Raw genomic sequence first — 17,962 nt, 5'->3', positions numbered from 1 at the left:
TATAGACAACGCAGAACACCAAGACGCAAAAACGAACGACTTTTTCAACGACATCGGCTCGAAGAGGACGTTCGCCGCACTTTACAGGAGTGACTGCTTACTTCGCACAAGCAGTCACATGGGAGTGATGACGCCCCAGCTACTGACCTGAGCCCGGCGATCCGGGCGGGAGCTTCAACTCAATCGACAACGATGGTGACGCTCGTCTCGGCTCAGAAGCCCAGTGGATGGTCAACACTCATGCGACAATCGCCAGTCACGAAAAGCGGGCGACTCTTGCCGCCCGCTCAATCTTCACACGTCGATCTTTTCTGCGATACTCAGCGCGTCTTCTAATTCAACGCCAAGATATCGAACTGTGCTGTCAACCTTGGTGTGGCCAAGCAAAAGCTGCACCGCGCGTAGATTGCCTGTTTTCCGGTAGATCAGTGCCGCTTTTGTGCGTCTCAGCGAATGCGTGCCGTAACCGCTCGGCTCCAAACCAATCGCCGACACCCAATCGAGGACCAGACGCGCGTACTGTCGTGTCGATATATGCGGCCTTTCGTGGAAGCGGCTTGGGAAAAGGAAAGTGCGTCCAAGCATCTCCGGGCGACATATCCAGGTCCACACGGACTGGCGGGTATTTTCCGAGACCTCGAATTGGACCGGCCGTTTTGTTTTGCTCTGGACAACTGTCACGCGTTCGCGGACACGATCACCAGTAACAAGATCGGCTACGTTCAATCGAACGAGATCGCAGCCTCGCAGCTTGCTATCGATCGCAAGATTAAAGAGTGCCAAATCCCTGAGATTGTCCGAGAGTTCAAGCCGGGCGCGGATGGCCCAGACCTGCTTCGCGAGAAGCGGGCGTTTCTGGCCTATAAGGCGACCTTTGTTCCACGGCGGGCGCTTCGGTGTGATGGCAGGAAGTTGAATAATGGACATCGATTGTCCTCCATCCTTCCCTCCCTCTCCAGGCACCGACACCATGTCGACCAACTGACTCTATCAAGGAGCAAAATGGCAGGTGTCATCAGCTTACCCGACGTTCGTGAGCAGCGCAGCGTATGACCGTTTCGAGCCCTCAGTGAACGATGCGGCACGATCAACCGACGACGGCTATGCGCAGAAAGCGGGCTTTGCATAGTTCGGAATGCGGCCCAAGCCGGACATGAGTTTAGAGTTAAATTGTTGCGGAGGGTTTTCCAAAGCTGCCGTTCACACGCGGAGCTTCGTTCACATGGTCGGGATCTGCGCAACGCTGATTCACCCGACGTTCGAGTTAACAGAAAGACGTGTCCAAGCGGAACGCCCTAATATCAAGGTCGGTTTACAACAAAGCTTGGCACTATCCCTGCCTTCATGATCGCTGCTTCAACATCATGCCCTGCGAAGAAACCGAATCCAGAGATGAGCGCGGAAGCTATGCCTGCATTTCGTGCACCTAGAATGTCGGTGTGCAGGCTGTCGCCAACCATCAGAACCCGGGACTTGTCGATGTGCCCCAGACGATTGAATGCAAGATTATAGATGTTGGCGAAAGGTTTTCCAAAGAACTGAGGGGTGACGCCTGTCCGGTCTGCTAGCCGGTGCGCGTAAAGACCGGGTTCTTTGGAGAAACCATACTCGCGCGGAGCGACAATGTCAGGATTGCCGACCAATACCGGGCGGGGACGTTGCAGCAAAGCGGCCTCTAACATGGCTTGTCGCGCTTCATTCCAAACAGCTGACCCAATCATCAAAAATCCGTCGACGGTTTCGTAGGGCTTCGGGTCATCCTCCAGGTAGGATAGCTTCAACTCCTCCAGATCGCGAAGGCCGGCACTTGGAGTTGCCATCAATCCCCAATGCAACTCATTTTGGCCGTTTAGCTCAGACAACAACGTGGCCCGACTGGTGATCACGTCTTGTGGCGCGAAGTTGTAGCCAAGCCCATAGTATTTCTCCATAAGAGTTGTGTGGGGAAACCCTGCAGCATTCGATACGACCAGAACACGTTTGCCGGCGGCTGTCAGCGACCTGACCCGATCTGGTGTTTCTGGGATTGCCGTATCACCAATATTGAGAACCCCGAAGGCATCGAGGAGGAACACGTCAAACTCGTGAGCTATGTCCTCTAGCGTGTCCGCCTGACGATAGCTCACTTCAGTTGATCTGGGTTGCGGAAGGCGATGTCTTACAGCCTCGTAGGCGTCAAAAGCCTCTTGCGCAGAGAAACCGGTCAAATGATGGCCCCTCTTACTTTCGCCGAAACCCATTCGCTGATCATAACCGCGACCAGAATTACAATCAGGATCAGACTAACTTGCGGCCAAGCCAGTACGTTGAGCGAGGCCGACAATTGCAACCCGATACCCCCGGCTCCAACCAGCCCGAGCACCGTGGATTCGCGGATGTTGATATCCCAACGGAAGACGGCAATGCCCGCGAAAGCGGGTAGGATTTGCGGTACGATCCCATAGGCCATGACCTGCCAGCGTGAAGCACCGGTTGCCGTGATTGCTTCGACCTGCGTGTGATCAATTTCCTCGATCGCTTCGTAAAGAAGTTTTGCGCAAAACCCGATTGAACGAATGGCGATTGCTATGACACCAGCAAATACGCCGGGACCAATAATCGCGATCAAAAGAAGCGCCCAGATCAACGAGTTAATAGAGCGGGTCGAGACAATGACCAACAAGGCAATCGGACGGATGAACAAGGCCGATGGTGTGGTGTTGCGGGCCGCCAAAAAGGCAACTGGCACTGCCATGCACAGTGCAATTATGGTCCCCAAGGTAGCAATGTTTAGCGTGTCCCAAATCGGGCGACCTAACTGGGTGATGTAATCCCATTTAGGAGGCGTTGCACGGGTCCAAATATCGTTGGCGATGCGGGGCGCATCCCAGACGAAAAACCAAGTCGTCGATTCCGAGATCAGCTGCCAGCAGTAAACAAAGATTGCCACGCCCAGCAACCAACCGAACCAACGGACCAAGCTCTGACCCGTTGTCCGGCGACGCCAGATTTGCGCATCGTCGCGTTCAAGTATCGGCATTACTGAACCCTCGCTCGAATAATTCCCGAAAGGTATTCAAGTGCCATCACGATGCCGATGATAAGAATGAGAATGGCTGCCGCAGTGTCGTATTCATAGCGGTCGAATGCGGTGTTCAAAGTTGCACCAATTCCACCAGCCCCCACGAGCCCGAGGATCGCGCTTTCTCTGAAATTGATGTCGATCCGATACATGGAAAGGCCCACAAGTCGCGGCATAACCTGGGGCTGAACTCCATAGTTGATCCATTGTGGCCAACGCGCTCCAGAGGCCTTAATCGCCTCGGCCTGAACCTTGTCCATGGCTTCGATATCTTCGGCCAGAAGTTTTGAGAGAAATCCGATTGTGGCGAAAGAAAGCGTCAGAAATCCGGCCAGCGGGCCAAAGCCAAAGATAGCCACAAGCAAAATGGCAACGATAATCTCTTGCAATGCCCGACTTATCGCGACAATGCCTCGGCAAATCATGTAGATTGGCAATGGCGCGATATTGCGGGCAGCCCCCAACCCAATCGGGATCGAAATCAGGATGCCCACGACCGACGCGGCCACGGTCATCACGATACTTTCCAGAAGGCCGCTCCAAATATCGGTCCACCGTGAAATGAAGTCTGGGCTGGTGAACGCAAGCACAAACGCCCAACCCCGATCCAACCCTTCATAGACACGACCCCAATCAACTTCGATGGTCATGAACGCCGCGATCAGGTAGGCGAAAAAGCCAAGGAGCAATGCCCAGCGGAGTAATGGATTTTTGACAAAGGCAGGCTTACGCCAGCCTTTTCCCAGCATGTCGTCTAACTCTCGATGGCTCATTCTGCAGCCTCGACATCGTCATCTTCGTCAACTTTTTCGATGGTTGCTTCCCAGTCTTCTTCCCCATAAATCTCGGTCAGCTTCTCAGGGGTAAGGCCTGTAGGAAGCCCATCATACACAATTTCGCCGAATCGGAGTCCTACGACACGGGGAACAAACATCTGAGCGAGCGCCACGTCATGGATATTGATAATGGCTGCCAATCCGCGTTCCTGACATAACTCGGTGATGAGACGCATAATTTGACGGCTGGTCTTTGGGTCCAGCGATGCAGTTGGTTCATCGACCAACAGCAGCTTTGGGTTCTGTATCAGTGCCCGGCAGATGCCGACCCTTTGGCGCTGACCGCCAGAGAGTTCGTCCGCCCGTTTATCCGCCATGTGCAACAGCCCCACCCGATCGAGTAGCCGGAAGGCTTCGTCCACATCCGACTGAGGATAGCGCCGTAGAAAGCTGCGCCAGAACCCCACATAACCCAGCCTGCCGGACAATACATTTTCCATCACTGTCAGGCGTTCGACCAAGGCATATTCCTGAAAGATCATGCCCATTTCGCGGCGTGCCTTCCGTAATGCCCCCGATCCGAGTTTGGTCAGGTCCACATCATCCAAAAGGACACCGCCGCTTGTAGGTTCAACCAACCGGTTGACACAGCGGATCATCGTCGATTTGCCCGCGCCCGAGGGCCCAATCAACGCAAGAACCTGTCCTTTTGGAACCTCAAGATCGATTGCCTTCAGCGCCTGATCCCCGGTCTTGTATGTTTTCGTCAGCTTTTGAAGACGCAGCATGAAATGCCCCAGATTAGGGTGAACGGCGGGCCCATTCAGGCCCGCCGGATTAGTGAAAGGTTATTGGCAGGCGTAGGAAACGCCATTTGCTGCGTCGATTTTACGAATGACTTCCCAGAATTCCTGATAAGTCATCTCCAGGAATTGGCCTTCGTTTGATTTTGAGAATTCAGCTTCAAGTGTCGTCCCCTCCCAATCGAAATTGAAGAAGGCATTGCGGATCTTTTCCTGCAGCTCGGGTGTCAGGTTGTAGACGGTGCCAAACCCAGTGGTCGGGAAAGTCTGCGACTTATAAATCGTAATGACATCATCCTCATTGATCACGTCACGAGAGATCATCCGCGATTTAACCGAGTTCGCGATTGAGGCCGCTAAGTAGTCTTTGTTGGCAACACCTAAGATCGAGTTGTCATGTTTGCCCGAATAGACGGGCTCAAAATCGCGTTCGGGCAGAAGATCAAAGTCGCTTTTCAGGATCGCAGAAGGAGCCTTGAATCCCGAGTTCGATGTGGGGGATGTAAAAGCCAGTTGCTTTCCCTTGATATCTTCAACCTTTTCGATGCCAGAACCCGGATAGGTGATGATTTCCATCTCGTAACCAAAATTTCCGTCCTTCGAAGCCATGATTGTGAACGGGCGGAACCCTGCGCAGTTTACCGCAAGTGGGTTGGAACCGGTGTTGAATCCCGCAATATGCAGGCGCCCTGAGCGCATCGCCTCGATCTGAGCTGCGTTGTTCTGGACTGGGAAAAAGACAACGTCCTTGCCCGTTTCTGCTTTCAAATGGTCGAGAAAGTCTGACCACGCAGTTTTGTATACGGCGGGGTCTTCAACCGGCGTGTAAGCAAAGATCAAGGTGTCTGGATCTATTTGCTCGGAAGGATCTGTAGGGATATCCGCGATCAAATCCCCGTCGGCATCACAAAAACGCTCATCCAAGTCACCGCGTGGACAATCCTGCGCCGACGCTATTCCACTCATCGACATGAGTGCGATTGCAGATGCCCCAAGCAATAGTTTGATATCGATCTTCATGTTTTCCTCCCAGTCATGTGCGGTGCTTTTTGTCCGCTGTGAATCAATCATTTTATGTTTACTCGGCGACGAGAACGTCGACCTCTACGCCCTCAAAAGCGTTGCGCAATTCTCCTGTTGGTTTTTTGTCGGTGACAATGGAATCCAAGTCGTTAAGGTCTCCTACTTGAGACAAGCCTTTCCGGCCGAATTTCCCGGAATCAACAAGAAGGTGCCGTTTCTCGGCACGCGTCAGCATCACCCTCTTTACTTCCGCAAAGCCCCGCACTGTTTCTGAAGGACCTTCTGTCGACAACCCAGAGGCACCGATCATGCACCTGTCGACGTTGAAACGGGACAGAAATTCCAGCGTCTCGGTTCCGATAGTTGCAGACTCAGTTGCCAGATATTCCCCCGGGCATAACAGGACTTGTGCGGCCCCATGGCCAAGGGTCATAGCTATGGGAATGGAATTGGTGATTACCGTGCAGGGAGTACCAATGTAAGCCAGTACACGTGCCATTTCGATTGTGGTCGAGCCGGAATCGATCATGACGGTTTCACCGCTCTGGATCAGTTCTGCCGCAATTGCACCTATCCGTTCGCGTTCCTCAACTTGATCGTTTGTTCGTTCATCCAAACCCGGATAGTGCCCTTGCGCAGCGGCTGATGCCCCCCCGTGTGCGCGCGCTATCAAGCCGTCGTTCGACAGAGCATCGAAATCTCTACGTACCGTTTCGTTGGAGACGTTGAACCGCTGTGCCAGTTCGTTGATGCGAACGTGCGGGCGCAGCTTCAGCTCCAACAATATCTGTTGGCGCCGGTCGGACTTCTTTACCCGGCTCTGGTTCTTTTCAGACATTTTGCCGCGCGTTTTTGTTTTGGACATCCGACGACCCGACTAGGCTTCTCAACCTACTTTTGTGGGCTTTCGGTCATATTGCAATATTTTTTGTTGCATAACCCTCAGAAGGTTGTGAGAATTCGAGCGAACATAAGTAATTCGAAGCGCAAAGCGAAGATGCACAGGTTGATCAAATTCAGAATACGAGCCAAGGCAAAGCGTTAACCGGCCAACCTGCCAATCAGACAGCTTCCTTTTGGTTCTTGATCGTGTGGCATTGAGGGGTGGCATGGGCGACAGCGAAACGGCAGATCAGATTGCGGCGCTTCCGATGCGCTGGGATAAGACTGGCAAATTGCGCGTTCTTATGGTCACTTCGCGGGATACCGGCCGGTGGGTTATCCCAAAAGGATGGCTAATGGACGGCAAAAAACCTTGGCATGCCGCAGAAATAGAAGCTCAAGAAGAAGCAGGCGCAGTCGGCACCATATCGAAACGGCCGATCGGTCATTTTTTCTATGATAAACGATACAAGGGGCGAAACAGCGTTCGCTGCCGCGTTACCCTTTATCCTCTGGTCGTCGAAAAGTTGAAGCGACGCTGGAAGGAAGAAGGTGAACGAACGCGTCATTGGTTCTCACCGGCAAAGGCCGCAAAGTTAGTTCAAGAAAGAGACCTGTCAGATTTGCTGCATAATCTAGCGGACGATCCAGAAGTCAAAATTGTCATAAAGAAACTTCGAAAGGCTGCATGAGGAAGGGCATGAAAGAACCGGGAAACCCGGACGCACTAAGCTCAAAGGGAGGAAAAAATGAGGAAATTGACATCCACTGCGGTTGGATCGGTGATTGCGCTGGCTGCGTCACTGTCGGCGGCACAGGCCGATAAGCTGACACTCTATTGTTCGGCGCAAGAAGATTGGTGCCAACTCATGGCGCGAAGCTTTGAAGACGCGACGGGCATCGACGTCAACATGACCCGGAAGTCATCAGGTGAAACTTTTGCACAAATCCGCGCCGAAAGCTCGAACCCGAAAGGAGACGTTTGGTGGGGCGGTACCGGTGATCCGCATTTGCAGGCCGCCGAAGAAGGCTTGACGATGGAATACATGTCGCCAGTGCGCGACCAGCTTCACGATTGGGCGATATCCCAAGCAGAAAGCGCGGGCAACAAGACGATCGGTATCTATTCAGGCGCACTCGGTTATGGCTATAATGCCGATCTCATCGCTGCCAATAACCTACCCGAACCAGCCTGCTGGAAAGACCTGCTGAAGCCCGAATACAAGGGCCACGTTCAGATGGCGAACCCGAACTCATCAGGTACGGCCTATACCACGCTTGCGTCGATGGTGCAGATCTTTGGCGAAGATGAAGGCTTTGAGTTCATGAAAGGTCTGCATTCGAACATCAACCAATATACCAAGTCTGGTTCTGCGCCGATCAAGGCCGCCGGTCGTGGTGAGAACACCATTGGTATAGTCTTCATGCATGACGCTGTGAAGCAGGCCGTTTCAGGATTCCCGATTAAGGTCGTCGCACCGTGCGAGGGCACAGGATACGAAATTGGCTCGATGTCGATTATTGAAGGAGCCCGCAACGAAGAAGAAGCGAAAAAGTTCTATGACTGGGCACTGTCACCCGAGGCCCAGAACCTTGCTCTTCAGGTCAACGCGTTTCAGGTACCTTCGAATAAGAGCGCGGAAACTTCGGATAGCGCGCCAGACATGAGTCAGATCAAGCTGATTGACTATGACTTCAAAAAGTATGGTTCGTCAGACGAACGGAAGCGTCTGTTGCAGAAATGGGACGAAGAGGTTTCGACTCTGCCGCAGTAAATGACTGACCGGACTTCAAAAACGACCCATCCGGTCCTGATCTTCTGGATCACGGCCGGGTGGGTCGGATTCTGCCTGTTGCCTTGGTATATGGTCGACGGTGGCCTTTGGTCGTTCGAGTGGCTTTTGGACGGCTACCCATTCGATGAGGATTATGCCCCCGCTGCGTTTCTGATTGGACAGGGTGAAAAACTATGGCTCGCTCCGCTCCTGATCGCACTCGCCCTGCCGCTTCTGGTGTTGAAGCGCCCCAAATCTGATCCACTTTACGCCAGAATACTGATCCTGTCAGGGGCGCTTGGCTTCGGCTGGCTGATCGCTCAGGGGTTCAGCATTGGCATCAGAGGCTTCAACTTCAATTGGTTGCAGGCGATGTTTGGCGAACTCGGCGACCGTCAGTTCGGAATGGGCTACGGTGCGATGATATGTGCCTCAAGTTTTCTGTTCCTGCTTACTCAGGGGATCGCGGCAAGGGGCGCCATTAACGGTGACGTCTTTGTCGTAAGCGCCATCGGTGGCGTTATTACAATTGTCACCGCTTTTGTCTTTTTTCCCATCGCGAAGATGCTATTCGCTGCCTTCATCACCGAAGAAGGCGCGTACTCCATCGCGGTATTCTTCTCGAAGTTTTTCGATGATCGACTGTGGGGTTTGGGGTGTTTTCATGGCGCGCGCTGTGGTGCCGCCTGGAATTCACTGTTCCTAGCCATCTTAGTCGGCGTCATCACCACGGTCCTGGGGCTTTGCTTTGCACTGGTCGTGACGCGCTCAGGCTTTCGCCATAAACGCGCGCTGCGGGCTCTGACCGTTCTGCCAATAATCACTCCGCCATTCGTGATCGGCCTGGCGCTGATCTTGCTTTTTGGCCTTTCTGGGTCGGTCACCCGGTTCTTTGCCGAGCTTCTCGGCACCCAGCCGACACGCTGGCTTTATGGAATGCCAGGCATCCTGATCGCGCAGACACTCGCGTTTACGCCAATCGCGTTTCTTGTTCTGATCGGTGTGGTTGAAGGCGTCTCTCCGTCGATGGAAGAAGCGGCCCAAACCCTCCGCGCCAGTAGATGGCAGACATTCAAGACGGTTTCATTGCCCCTGATGCGGCCCGGTCTTGCGAATGCATTTCTTCTGGGCTTCATCGAAAGCATGGCCGATTTCGGAAATCCGCTTGTATTGGGCGGCAATTTCGACGTGCTTTCGACCGAAATATTCTTTGCCATCGTTGGCGCTCAATACGATCAAGGCAGAGCCGCAGTTCTGGCCATGGTGCTGCTGTTCTTTACTCTTTCCGCCTTTTATGCGCAGCGTGTCTGGCTGGGGAAGAAAAGCTACACAACCGTCACCGGCAAAGGGGATGCCGGCGTTCATCCTCTGATGCCAACTGGCCTTTCAGTTCCGGTACTACTCATCGCTCTGGGCTGGGCGCTGTTCACAATTGTTGTTTATGCGATGATCATTTACGGCAGTGTCGTCGAGTTGTGGGGTGTCGATAACTCGCTAACTATCAAACACTATGTCACCGCATTCTCCGCACGTTTCGAAGAAGATAGCATTCGCTGGACCGGAGCCGCTTGGGACAGTTTCTGGACCACCATAACGATCGCGGCCATTGCTGCCCCATTGACTGCCGCCGTAGGTCTGGTGACCGCTTATCTGCTGACCAGGCAAAGTTTTGCAGGCAAGAACGCTTTCGAATTTGGAACAATGTTATCCTTCGCTATCCCCGGAACAGTGATAGGCGTCAGCTACATCCTAGCCTTCAACGTTCCGCCAATTGAAATCACGGGTACTGGTGTCATTCTCGTTGTCAGCTTTATCTTCCGTAATATGCCGGTTGGCGTTCGTGCGGGGATCGCGAGCATGTCGCAGCTTGACCGCAGCCTTGATGAATCGTCGCTGACCCTTGGTGCAAACTCGTGGCAGACGTTCCGAAACGTCATCCTGCCGTTATTGCGCCCTGCGATACTTGCTGCGCTTGTTTACAGTTTTGTCCGTGCCATGACCGCGATCTCGGCTGTCATCTTTCTGGTCAGCGCAGAATATGACATGGCGACCAGCTACATTATCGGTCGGGTCGAGAATAATGACTATGGCCTTGCGATCGCCTATTCGACGACGCTGATTTTTGTGATGCTCGCGGCGGTCGGTTTACTGCAACTACTCGTTGGCCGGGTCCAGATTGGTCGACGCACGCAACACGGAACGGAGGCATCGCGATGACCGACGCCAAAATCGGTTCCAAGGCCGCCCCGGTGCGCTTTGAGAACGTGTCGAAAGTATTCGGTAAAGACGTCGTCGCCGTCGACAACATCAACCTGCATGTCGATGCAGGAAAACTCGTCACACTGCTTGGTCCGTCAGGCTGTGGGAAAACAACGACTCTGCGCATGATTGCCGGGTTGGAAATGGCAAGCTCGGGCAAGATCCTAATTGGTGATCAGGACGTGACCAACTTGCCTGCCACCGACCGCGACGTATCCATGGTTTTCCAGTCATACGCGCTTTTCCCTCACATGAGCGTGCTGGAAAACGTGATGTATGGCCTCACATTCTCAGGCTTTGCAAAGGACGAAGCCCGCAGCCGCGCTATGCATGGATTGGAACTGGTTGGCCTGCAGGGGTTCGACAACCGTCTTCCCTCGGAACTGTCAGGGGGCCAACAACAGCGTGTTGCCGTCGCCCGCGCGCTGGTTCTTGAGCCTCAGGTTCTGTTGTTCGACGAGCCGTTGTCCAATCTCGATGCCAAGCTTCGCCGTCAGGTGCGAGAGGATATTCGGGCAATCCAGCAAGATCTTGGTTTGACAGTTGTTTACGTGACCCACGATCAGGAGGAGGCACTGGCAGTCTCTGATGAGATTGTCGTCATGCGCAACGCAGCGATCGCCCAAATGGGCACACCACGCCAGCTTTACGATGCCCCGAACGATCGTTTTGTCGCCGATTTCATAGGTGAGGCAAACCTATTGGATTGCCAAATCGTCGATATCAATGGCGACGTGGCAACGATAGAAATAGAAGGCTACCGACATACGCTGCCACGTCGCGGTTTGTCCGAAGGAAACGCAACCATTGCAGTGCGGCCCTCGCGTTTGGTTATCGGCTCAGACCAAGGCATAACAGCCAAGGTGGCGAAGGCGACCTATGTTGGCGTTCGAATGGAATATACGCTGATCGGTACATTCGGTCAGGTTTTTGCCGTACATGACGACGTCGATGCGCCGCTTGATCCCGGCGCCGAAATCAAAATGGGTTTTGCTGACAAAGGGCCCGTTCTTCTGCCGGATTAAATGCCGAAACTCATTATCATCACTCACCCCGAGGTCTCTATCGATCCGGCCGTCCCGATAACTGAGTGGGGCTTGAATGCTGTGGGCCGCAAGCGGGCTACTGAATTTGCATCCAGTGGAATCTTGTCCGCCGTCACTCAGATATGGACCAGCGACGAGCGGAAGGCCCGTGAAACAGGCGAGATTCTTGCTGCACCACGAAAGCTATCAGTGAAATGCAACTTGGATCTTGGTGAGAATGACCGCAGCGCAACCGGTTACTTGCCGCTGAAAGATTTCGAAGCCGCGGCCGATGCTTTCTTTGCTCAGCCGGAAAGTAGCTATCGCGGTTGGGAACCAGCGATCGAAGCACAGATACGCATTCTTCGGACAGTCACTAAGATTATCCGGTCGCATAATGCCGGGGATCTTGCAATTGTAACGCACGGAGCAGTGGGCACATTGCTTTGGTGCGCACTCTCGAATTGTTCGATAGACCGCAAGCACGACCAACCCTCACAAGGCCATTTCTGGCAGGCAGATTTAGCTACGCTCAAGCCTGATTCATGTTGGGTCTCTTTGACGTAGGAGCTAAGCGTTCCAAGCGTTCTCTGCGATCTCACGCAACGTCTCGAACACATCTGGTGTCCCCACGATCACGCGCCCGCCGTCTCGGATCATCTCATCGGCGTCCTGATCCTCGACAACGCCGCCCGCTTCCGAGACCAGCAATTGCCCAGCCAGACAATCCCATGCATTCATGTGCTCCTCCACGTAACCCAAAAGGCGCCCGGCAGCGACGTAAGCCAATGAAAGCGCTCCGCTGGCGTTTCTGTGAAACATCGCCCCGTGCTCGATCAGATCCTCGATAACAGGTAAGACATGATGGCTCTCAATCCGGTTCGAGTATCCCACAGCCACTGTTCCATCTTGCAACGGCACTCCTAACGCGACGCTTATCGGTGATCCGTTAAGTGTCGCACTTTCTCCGCGAGTTGCGACAAAAGTTTCATCCAAGTTTGGATCGTGGATCACACCAATTTCCGTTTGGCCCTCGGTGACACCAGCCAGAACAATGGTCCATGCAGGAATACCGTTCACGAAATTCGTGGTCCCATCAATTGGATCAATAACCCAGTCAAAGCCACTCTCTCCCGCTACCGCGCCATGCTCTTCACCGTATACGCCATCGTTGGGCCACGCCTCCGCTATCCTTTGACGAATGAAAGTCTCGACGTTCTTGTCCGCCTCGCTCACCCAGTCCTGAGCGCCTTTTTGATCAACTATAAGATTGACCCGATCTGCAAAGAACTTTTTGGCAAGTAGCCCAGCCTCCTCGCAGACTTCGGTGGCAAAGTCTCTGCGTCCTGAAAGTCGAGACATAGGTGCTCCTTTTTCGGTGGGAGTGTTTCCCAACAACACTGTAGGCCAAGCGAAGACTAGGCAACCACATAGTCTTCTCGCTTGCTTCAGGTGCCAATATTGGCTCTATAAACCTTGAGTTACTAGAGTCTACAATCTTCTCTGCGATGAATCTCCCGATCGATAGTTCTCTAATTTCTGTTTGGATTGGATGTAGAACCGACTTGCGTTAGCGCAGCTAAGATCCTGAGACACCTACCCTTTGAATGTCGGCTTACTTGCCGGCGTTCAATTTGGTCTGTGCGCGCAACAAAGTTCGGCTCTCTATTCGAACCGCAGATCTGAAATGTCCGCTTCTCTAATTGGGCGTTTGGGTCAAGCTCGTTTTTTTTTATTGTATCGGATCACTGTCGCTCATCCGGGTCACGCTTCTCTTCGCAGTCTGGGTGATGCCTCGTGGGGCATCGCCATTGTGAGCGATGTTGTGGAATCTGATGGGTACGGATTGCGTGCTCCACCGGCAGTGCAACGGAGGTATTGCACCGCCTCCCTTTAGTCATCCTCTGTTTCAACTTTGGCTCTAGCTTTTCGCTTCCCCTTTGGGCCGGTGCTGAGGCCGCCATGCAACCTGCAACGCCGTTTTCCAGGTACTACCCGGGCTTGGCATTGGCCACCGGCTCGGGTCCTAGCGCCGCATGTTGGGCGCTCTGTCTTAGGCAAGGGTTCCCTGGCATCATTCAAGCCCAGCTCAGCCATCCGTTTGCAATTTACGCCGTGGCACTGTGAGCAATCCCTACGATAGTCTGGATGCTTGTGCGCCTCTGCTGGGCATGGTCGCCAACGTGACCGAATTTCACGCCAATCAATGGGATCGCTTTGAAAGAGCGAGCGTAACTCAACTTCTAGCTTTGTCGGTCGCCCCATCAAAAACCCCAACAATTGTTAACATACTCGGCAAACCCCATGATGCGCGTAGTGTTTGGTGTTCGGTTCTCACAAATATCATTGAGTACTGCACCGTATCTCGCTCAATGGAGGTGCGGCACGCCACACCACCGCCCGCCCCCTTTAGGGGGGCGGTGGTGTGGCGACTGTTTTCTGCATGTTTGCCACACCCCACCACACCTCCGCTTTCGGGGTGGGTGTCGCACTTATGTGTTTGCCCATTCACCTACCTCCAAACACGGGCGTTCCATACGTTTTGCATCCAACAATTTGACCTTCTTCAAGGCACCAGATTTCAACCATGCCTCGATCATTTTTTTGATGCGTATGCGGTCTGAACAGGCATCAAGTGCCAAGACTTCCGCAATAGTCAGGCCTGCCCAGTCCTCACGAGCCTGGTCTGAATACCGTAGTCCTTTTCCATCCAGAGCTTTCTGCACAGCAAGAAGGTCGGCCAATGAAATTCCATCAAAGGTACCGGGCCAATTCCAGACTTCGCCTACGCTGTCACCGTTTGACAAGTGGACTGAAGCTAAGCGCCGCCAGACACGACCAGCAGTGGGGGCAAGGTTTGCCTTGTCGCGGGTCACTGCAAAGTAGGTAGACGGGTCCTCTTTCACACCCGCTTCAGCCTTCATGCTCTCTGTCATCTTGTTAAGCACCCGACCGGAACGCGCCGCTGCCAAAAGAGCGGTTGCACCTCGCCCACTTTCGGTTGTTGCTTCTTCACCGTTGGTTTTGCGAGTGTGGTGCACAAGTTCGATTGCACAATTGCAACGGTCTGCCAGCCGCGCCCATTCCTTTGCCACAAGGTCGATTGCGCCGTTGTCGTTCTCGCCCACCTGATGCGACGACACGAACGGGTCGATAATCAGAACATCGATTTCGCGCGCTTCGATCTCTTGGGCTAAGGCCTCCATTTCCGGCTTGACGATCTGGACGCCTTCACGAGTTTGAATGGCGGTACTGAGTTCGCGTTCCCGGCCCGTGTCCACAAATAGACGCCCTGAGATTTCCTCGGAGGCGACGTTGTGATGTTGCATGGCCGCGATGATGCGCCGGTTCATCTCGTCTCGGGTGTCTTCCAGGTTGTATATCCAGACATTTAGGTCTGATGCGGTCCAATCACCCAGTAGGTCGCGGCCGGAGGCCATTGCCAGCCCTTCGCAGATCGTCAAAGACGATTTCCCGACGCCGCCGGGTGCGACCGTCACCGATATCTGTTTGCGGATCAGATGTTGCCCGTAGAGCCAAGGACGGGGCGGAATAGTGGAAGGGTCGCGCCAGACGAACTCTGTAGGCAAACGATCCGACCGTTCATTGGGAAACTCGGCGCCGTGTGCATCCAGTTTCAACGCCATGTCAGCAAAATCACGCATCACGCCGCTTGCCTCCTTTGCACATGTTCAAGGAATGCTGCCTGCCGCGCGGGTTTCATGCGCTTAAAGCTGGCAAGGCAATAAGCGTATAGTTCTTCCGGGTCGGCATAATCCGCCCAGAACGCTGCCTCATCCATGAAGTTAAAGAACGGGGCAGGGGGCCGTCCCGCACCAGTGCCTAGCGCCGCCTCAGCCGCATTTACCGCGTCGTCACGGTCCAGAGCCTTGAGAGCCACGAATGCCAGGGCCACGCGCTGCCGCGCATCCAGACGTGCTCGCAGGATTACCGTAAGGCCGAACCATGCGTCAGTGCCATCCAGCCAAGCGGCGTATCCGATCGAGCGGCAAACACGTTTGATATTGTCGGGGATTTGCGTCGAAATATTCACAGCAGCACCCCCCAATGCATTGCCAATATGGGGAAAGCCGCGATATGTTCACTGTAAGAACAGACGCCTTCCATAACGTCTTTAACCCCGGTTGCGATTGCCGTCGCGCCGGGGTTTTCGTTTGTCAGTTCGGCTTCAGCCGGTTTGACACTTTCGCGGTAAGTCTTTGATGTTTCGTCGGGGGTTTGACGCACCCCGGTTTCGTAAGTGTTTGATTTGCTAGAATTAGCGCCGGATTGAAAATCCTCGTGTCGGTGGTTCGATTCCGCCCCCGGGCACCATTCCCAACAGGTAAGCTACTGTTTCCCTTCAGCTTTAACTACTGAGAGCTGGAGGCGTAGACCATGCTGGAGACCAAATCTGCCCCTTACACATTTGTAAAACAGGGCATATTCTATTTCTCGCGAAGGGTCCCGAGCGACCTTTCCCACCACTACAATGCAAGCAGGATCATGTATTCGCTACGCACGAGGTCGGCTGTAGTGGCCACTTCGAGAGCCCAGCGGGCGGCACAACAGCTCGACGAGCACTGGTATCACCTTCGCGTTCGCGATGTTGACCTCCCCGGAAAACACTTGCTCCGCATGACCGGGAGGTCTGTTGCGAGTGGTGTCGGGGCGTCGGGCGAAACCTCGGGTGAATCTGTCAAGCTCAGCGAAGCTGTGTCGATCTACATCCGCCTGAAGGGCAAAGATCGCCCCGTCACGTTCCATCGAGCTGCCGAGCGAGCCTGCGGGTATGTAGTCGATGCCTGCGGTGACAAGGACCTGACCGCCTATTCCCGAGCCGATGCCAACAGCTTCCGAGACGCATTGATTTCCAAACACCTCGCGGGAAGCAGCATAACCCGTATCTTTGGTACCGTGCGATCCGTCTTCAACTTCGCTGCAGCCGAGATTGGCATCATGATCAGCAATCCGTTTGCAGGGGTCTACTACGACCGACAGGCGGGAGTTGAGGATCGCCAGCCTCTGCCAGTTGAGATGATCAGGTCGCTGCAGGCGTTGTGTCGCGAAGAGGACGACGATCTTCGCTGGCTGGTTGCCATGGTGTCGGATACCGGGATGCGCCTCGCTGAAGCGGCTGGTCTACTCGTTGAAGACATCCGGCTTGAAGGCCCTATGCCCCACTTGGTCGTGCAAGAGCATCCATGGCGACGCCTCAAGACCAATAGTAGTGCAAGAACTATTCCTCTCGTTGGTGCCTCGCTCTGGGCCGCTGAACGCATCTTGGTTGAGGTTCGGGGCAGCAAGTTCGCTTTCCCACGCTACAACAAAAACAGTAACACGAACGCCAACTCAGCCAGTGCAGCACTGAACAAATGGATAAAGCAGCATGCCCAGAAAGAACACACCATGCATAGCTTCCGCCATTCGATGCGTGACAGGCTACGAGCAGTCGAGTGTCCCTCTGACGTCGTCGACCAGATTGGCGGATGGCATACAGAGGGTGTCGGTCACGGCTATGGTCGTGGCTACCCTCTTGAAGTCCTCGCGAAATGGCTAAACCAACTACCGTAGAGGTTGCGGTTGGGGCAACGAGGGAGCAGCCGTGGACCAAAGATGGGAACTCTAAAGGTATGAGTTCCAAGGGAGCATAAAGCCGCCGACGTGGTCAGCCTGCTTCCGATTGTAATGCTCGTTCATCCGAGCAATCAAAGTCTCCAGCGTCCTTTCGGCCATTTGCTGCTGCACCTTGGAGAACGCTTCGTGTTCGCGCAGAGGCTTAAAGTGCTTGACGTTCTGAATGTGTATCCGGTTTCGCAGTTCCGCAAGTTTGTTCAAATCGTCGTAGAAGCCGTCACTTCCGTCTCCAAAGAGCTGGTGTTTGCGGCATTGGTCGATGAAGAACTGAAAGTTGTCGTTGCTCATAGAACGAAGATGTTCGGCGAGTTCTTCCTCTATAGCTGCTACGCCCTCCCGAACAAAATCCCGGATTTTGGCAAAGAAGTCGAACAGCACTGCCTCGGCGATAGCACCGCAATACACGATGACTGGTTTACGCAGCCTTTTATGTGAACTGTCAGTCTCAGCATGTTCATGCTGCAAATCCCAGATCAACTGCAGTGCGTCGAGGTTTTCGTTGATGTTGTCACCCAGGCGATAGTTGCCCATGAAGTTGGTTGGATAAACAGTGGGCATCGGGATAACTTAAGTCGCTTTTGTGTGTGGCAGGGACGCTCCAGCATGGTCTACGCCTCCAGCTCTCAGTAGTTAAAGCTGAAGGGAAACAGTAGCTTACCTGTTGGGAATGGTGCCCGGGGGCGGTGTTCTATTCCCGTTACAGGCACCCTCGTCAGGTCTC

General features: G+C 53.9%; 18 protein-coding genes. 6 read left to right on the top strand and 12 right to left on the bottom strand.

What is annotated here, in order from left to right; all coding sequences use genetic code 11:
- Positions 1-294: 294 nt before the first annotated feature.
- From GOV80_RS21725 to GOV80_RS21695, 7 genes are all read right to left on the bottom strand, one after another.
- Positions 295-927, bottom strand: coding sequence for a tyrosine-type recombinase/integrase (locus GOV80_RS21725; RefSeq protein ID WP_170774124.1), 633 nt, complete (start codon positions 925-927; stop codon positions 295-297).
- Between the two features lie 374 nt (positions 928-1,301).
- The gene (locus tag GOV80_RS21720; protein ID WP_237215996.1) at positions 1,302-2,207 is read right to left on the bottom strand and encodes an HAD-IIA family hydrolase; all 906 of its coding nucleotides are present in this window, start codon (positions 2,205-2,207) and stop codon (positions 1,302-1,304) included.
- Positions 2,204-3,019: a phosphonate ABC transporter, permease protein PhnE gene (gene phnE / locus GOV80_RS21715; protein ID WP_170327399.1), complete on the bottom strand. Its 816-nt coding sequence runs from the start codon at positions 3,017-3,019 to the stop codon at positions 2,204-2,206. The genes GOV80_RS21720 and phnE (GOV80_RS21715) overlap by 4 nt, the downstream gene beginning before the upstream one ends.
- On the bottom strand, positions 3,019-3,834 hold the full coding sequence (gene phnE / locus GOV80_RS21710; protein WP_170375209.1) for a phosphonate ABC transporter, permease protein PhnE: 816 nt from the start codon (positions 3,832-3,834) through the stop codon (positions 3,019-3,021). Before phnE (GOV80_RS21710) ends, phnE (GOV80_RS21715) begins: the two co-directional genes overlap by 1 nt.
- Positions 3,831-4,625, bottom strand: coding sequence for a phosphonate ABC transporter ATP-binding protein (gene phnC, locus GOV80_RS21705; protein WP_170353305.1), 795 nt, complete (start codon positions 4,623-4,625; stop codon positions 3,831-3,833). The genes phnE (GOV80_RS21710) and phnC overlap by 4 nt, the downstream gene beginning before the upstream one ends.
- Before the next feature lie 60 nt (positions 4,626-4,685).
- On the bottom strand, positions 4,686-5,660 hold the full coding sequence (phnD, locus tag GOV80_RS21700) for a phosphate/phosphite/phosphonate ABC transporter substrate-binding protein (protein WP_170787718.1): 975 nt from the start codon (positions 5,658-5,660) through the stop codon (positions 4,686-4,688).
- A 58-nt stretch (positions 5,661-5,718) separates the two neighbouring features.
- On the bottom strand, positions 5,719-6,528 hold the full coding sequence (locus tag GOV80_RS21695; protein WP_170774135.1) for a DeoR/GlpR family DNA-binding transcription regulator: 810 nt from the start codon (positions 6,526-6,528) through the stop codon (positions 5,719-5,721).
- Between the two features lie 244 nt (positions 6,529-6,772).
- Between GOV80_RS21695 and GOV80_RS21690 the strand changes: the two genes are divergently transcribed.
- The 5 genes from GOV80_RS21690 to GOV80_RS21670 are packed head-to-tail and all read left to right on the top strand — an operon-like array spanning position 6,773 to position 12,171.
- Positions 6,773-7,237 carry an NUDIX hydrolase gene (locus GOV80_RS21690; protein WP_170774137.1) on the top strand — a complete coding sequence of 155 codons (465 nt, stop codon included), beginning with the start codon at positions 6,773-6,775 and terminating at the stop codon, positions 7,235-7,237.
- A gap of 57 nt (positions 7,238-7,294) precedes the next feature.
- On the top strand, positions 7,295-8,320 hold the full coding sequence (locus GOV80_RS21685) for an ABC transporter substrate-binding protein (protein ID WP_170774139.1): 1,026 nt from the start codon (positions 7,295-7,297) through the stop codon (positions 8,318-8,320).
- Positions 8,321-10,537 carry an ABC transporter permease gene (locus GOV80_RS21680; RefSeq protein ID WP_170774141.1) on the top strand — a complete coding sequence of 739 codons (2,217 nt, stop codon included), beginning with the start codon at positions 8,321-8,323 and terminating at the stop codon, positions 10,535-10,537.
- Positions 10,534-11,604 carry an ABC transporter ATP-binding protein gene (locus GOV80_RS21675; RefSeq protein WP_170787716.1) on the top strand — a complete coding sequence of 357 codons (1,071 nt, stop codon included), beginning with the start codon at positions 10,534-10,536 and terminating at the stop codon, positions 11,602-11,604. The genes GOV80_RS21680 and GOV80_RS21675 overlap by 4 nt, the downstream gene beginning before the upstream one ends.
- A complete protein-coding gene (locus GOV80_RS21670; protein ID WP_170787714.1) occupies positions 11,605-12,171 on the top strand; it encodes a histidine phosphatase family protein in 567 nt (188 codons plus the stop codon).
- Positions 12,172-12,174: 3 nt separating this feature from the next.
- On the opposite strand, the gene GOV80_RS21665 is transcribed toward GOV80_RS21670, so the two are convergent.
- The 4 genes from GOV80_RS21665 to GOV80_RS21655 all read right to left on the bottom strand — a co-directional run bounded on the left by GOV80_RS21665 (position 12,175) and on the right by GOV80_RS21655 (position 15,658).
- Entirely contained in the window at positions 12,175-12,966 is a 792-nt protein-coding gene (locus GOV80_RS21665) for an inositol monophosphatase family protein (RefSeq protein ID WP_170774147.1), read from the bottom strand.
- A gap of 531 nt (positions 12,967-13,497) precedes the next feature.
- A complete protein-coding gene (locus GOV80_RS22610) occupies positions 13,498-13,701 on the bottom strand; it encodes an HGGxSTG domain-containing protein (RefSeq protein WP_272871086.1) in 204 nt (67 codons plus the stop codon).
- A 395-nt stretch (positions 13,702-14,096) separates the two neighbouring features.
- Positions 14,097-15,269 carry an AAA family ATPase gene (locus tag GOV80_RS21660; protein WP_170787712.1) on the bottom strand — a complete coding sequence of 391 codons (1,173 nt, stop codon included), beginning with the start codon at positions 15,267-15,269 and terminating at the stop codon, positions 14,097-14,099.
- A complete protein-coding gene (locus GOV80_RS21655; RefSeq protein WP_170560072.1) occupies positions 15,269-15,658 on the bottom strand; it encodes a hypothetical protein in 390 nt (129 codons plus the stop codon). The genes GOV80_RS21660 and GOV80_RS21655 overlap by 1 nt, the downstream gene beginning before the upstream one ends.
- Positions 15,659-16,002: 344 nt before the next feature.
- Between GOV80_RS21655 and GOV80_RS21650 the strand changes: the two genes are divergently transcribed.
- Positions 16,003-17,178 carry a DUF6538 domain-containing protein gene (locus tag GOV80_RS21650; RefSeq protein WP_170787710.1) on the top strand — a complete coding sequence of 392 codons (1,176 nt, stop codon included), beginning with the start codon at positions 16,003-16,005 and terminating at the stop codon, positions 17,176-17,178.
- A 51-nt stretch (positions 17,179-17,229) separates the two neighbouring features.
- On the opposite strand, the gene GOV80_RS21645 is transcribed toward GOV80_RS21650, so the two are convergent.
- On the bottom strand, positions 17,230-17,799 hold the full coding sequence (locus tag GOV80_RS21645) for a hypothetical protein (RefSeq protein ID WP_170787708.1): 570 nt from the start codon (positions 17,797-17,799) through the stop codon (positions 17,230-17,232).
- Positions 17,800-17,962: the final 163 nt, after the last annotated feature.

It is taken from the genome of Ruegeria lacuscaerulensis, assembly GCF_013034685.1.
Lineage (GTDB): Bacteria > Pseudomonadota > Alphaproteobacteria > Rhodobacterales > Rhodobacteraceae > Ruegeria > Ruegeria lacuscaerulensis_B.
This window is presented reverse-complemented; position numbering and strand designations above follow the sequence as displayed.

Excerpts from the sequence above, each read along its gene's own strand:
- phnE (WP_170327399.1), bottom strand. The coding sequence starts at position 3,019 with ATGCCGATACTTGAACGCGACGATGCGCAAATCTGGCGTCGCCGGACA.
- GOV80_RS21680 (WP_170774141.1), top strand. The coding sequence starts at position 8,321 with ATGACTGACCGGACTTCAAAAACGACCCATCCGGTCCTGATCTTCTGG.
- GOV80_RS21725 (WP_170774124.1), bottom strand. The coding sequence starts at position 927 with ATGTCCATTATTCAACTTCCTGCCATCACACCGAAGCGCCCGCCGTGG.
- phnE (WP_170375209.1), bottom strand. The coding sequence starts at position 3,834 with ATGAGCCATCGAGAGTTAGACGACATGCTGGGAAAAGGCTGGCGTAAG.
- GOV80_RS21665 (WP_170774147.1), bottom strand. The coding sequence starts at position 12,966 with ATGTCTCGACTTTCAGGACGCAGAGACTTTGCCACCGAAGTCTGCGAG.
- GOV80_RS22610 (WP_272871086.1), bottom strand. The coding sequence starts at position 13,701 with ATGGCTGAGCTGGGCTTGAATGATGCCAGGGAACCCTTGCCTAAGACA.
- GOV80_RS21650 (WP_170787710.1), top strand. The coding sequence starts at position 16,003 with ATGCTGGAGACCAAATCTGCCCCTTACACATTTGTAAAACAGGGCATA.
- phnC (WP_170353305.1), bottom strand. The coding sequence starts at position 4,625 with ATGCTGCGTCTTCAAAAGCTGACGAAAACATACAAGACCGGGGATCAG.
- GOV80_RS21660 (WP_170787712.1), bottom strand. The coding sequence starts at position 15,269 with ATGCGTGATTTTGCTGACATGGCGTTGAAACTGGATGCACACGGCGCC.
- GOV80_RS21645 (WP_170787708.1), bottom strand. The coding sequence starts at position 17,799 with ATGCCCACTGTTTATCCAACCAACTTCATGGGCAACTATCGCCTGGGT.
- GOV80_RS21690 (WP_170774137.1), top strand. The coding sequence starts at position 6,773 with ATGGGCGACAGCGAAACGGCAGATCAGATTGCGGCGCTTCCGATGCGC.
- GOV80_RS21685 (WP_170774139.1), top strand. The coding sequence starts at position 7,295 with ATGAGGAAATTGACATCCACTGCGGTTGGATCGGTGATTGCGCTGGCT.
- GOV80_RS21695 (WP_170774135.1), bottom strand. The coding sequence starts at position 6,528 with ATGTCCAAAACAAAAACGCGCGGCAAAATGTCTGAAAAGAACCAGAGC.
- GOV80_RS21675 (WP_170787716.1), top strand. The coding sequence starts at position 10,534 with ATGACCGACGCCAAAATCGGTTCCAAGGCCGCCCCGGTGCGCTTTGAG.
- phnD (WP_170787718.1), bottom strand. The coding sequence starts at position 5,660 with ATGAAGATCGATATCAAACTATTGCTTGGGGCATCTGCAATCGCACTC.
- GOV80_RS21670 (WP_170787714.1), top strand. The coding sequence starts at position 11,605 with ATGCCGAAACTCATTATCATCACTCACCCCGAGGTCTCTATCGATCCG.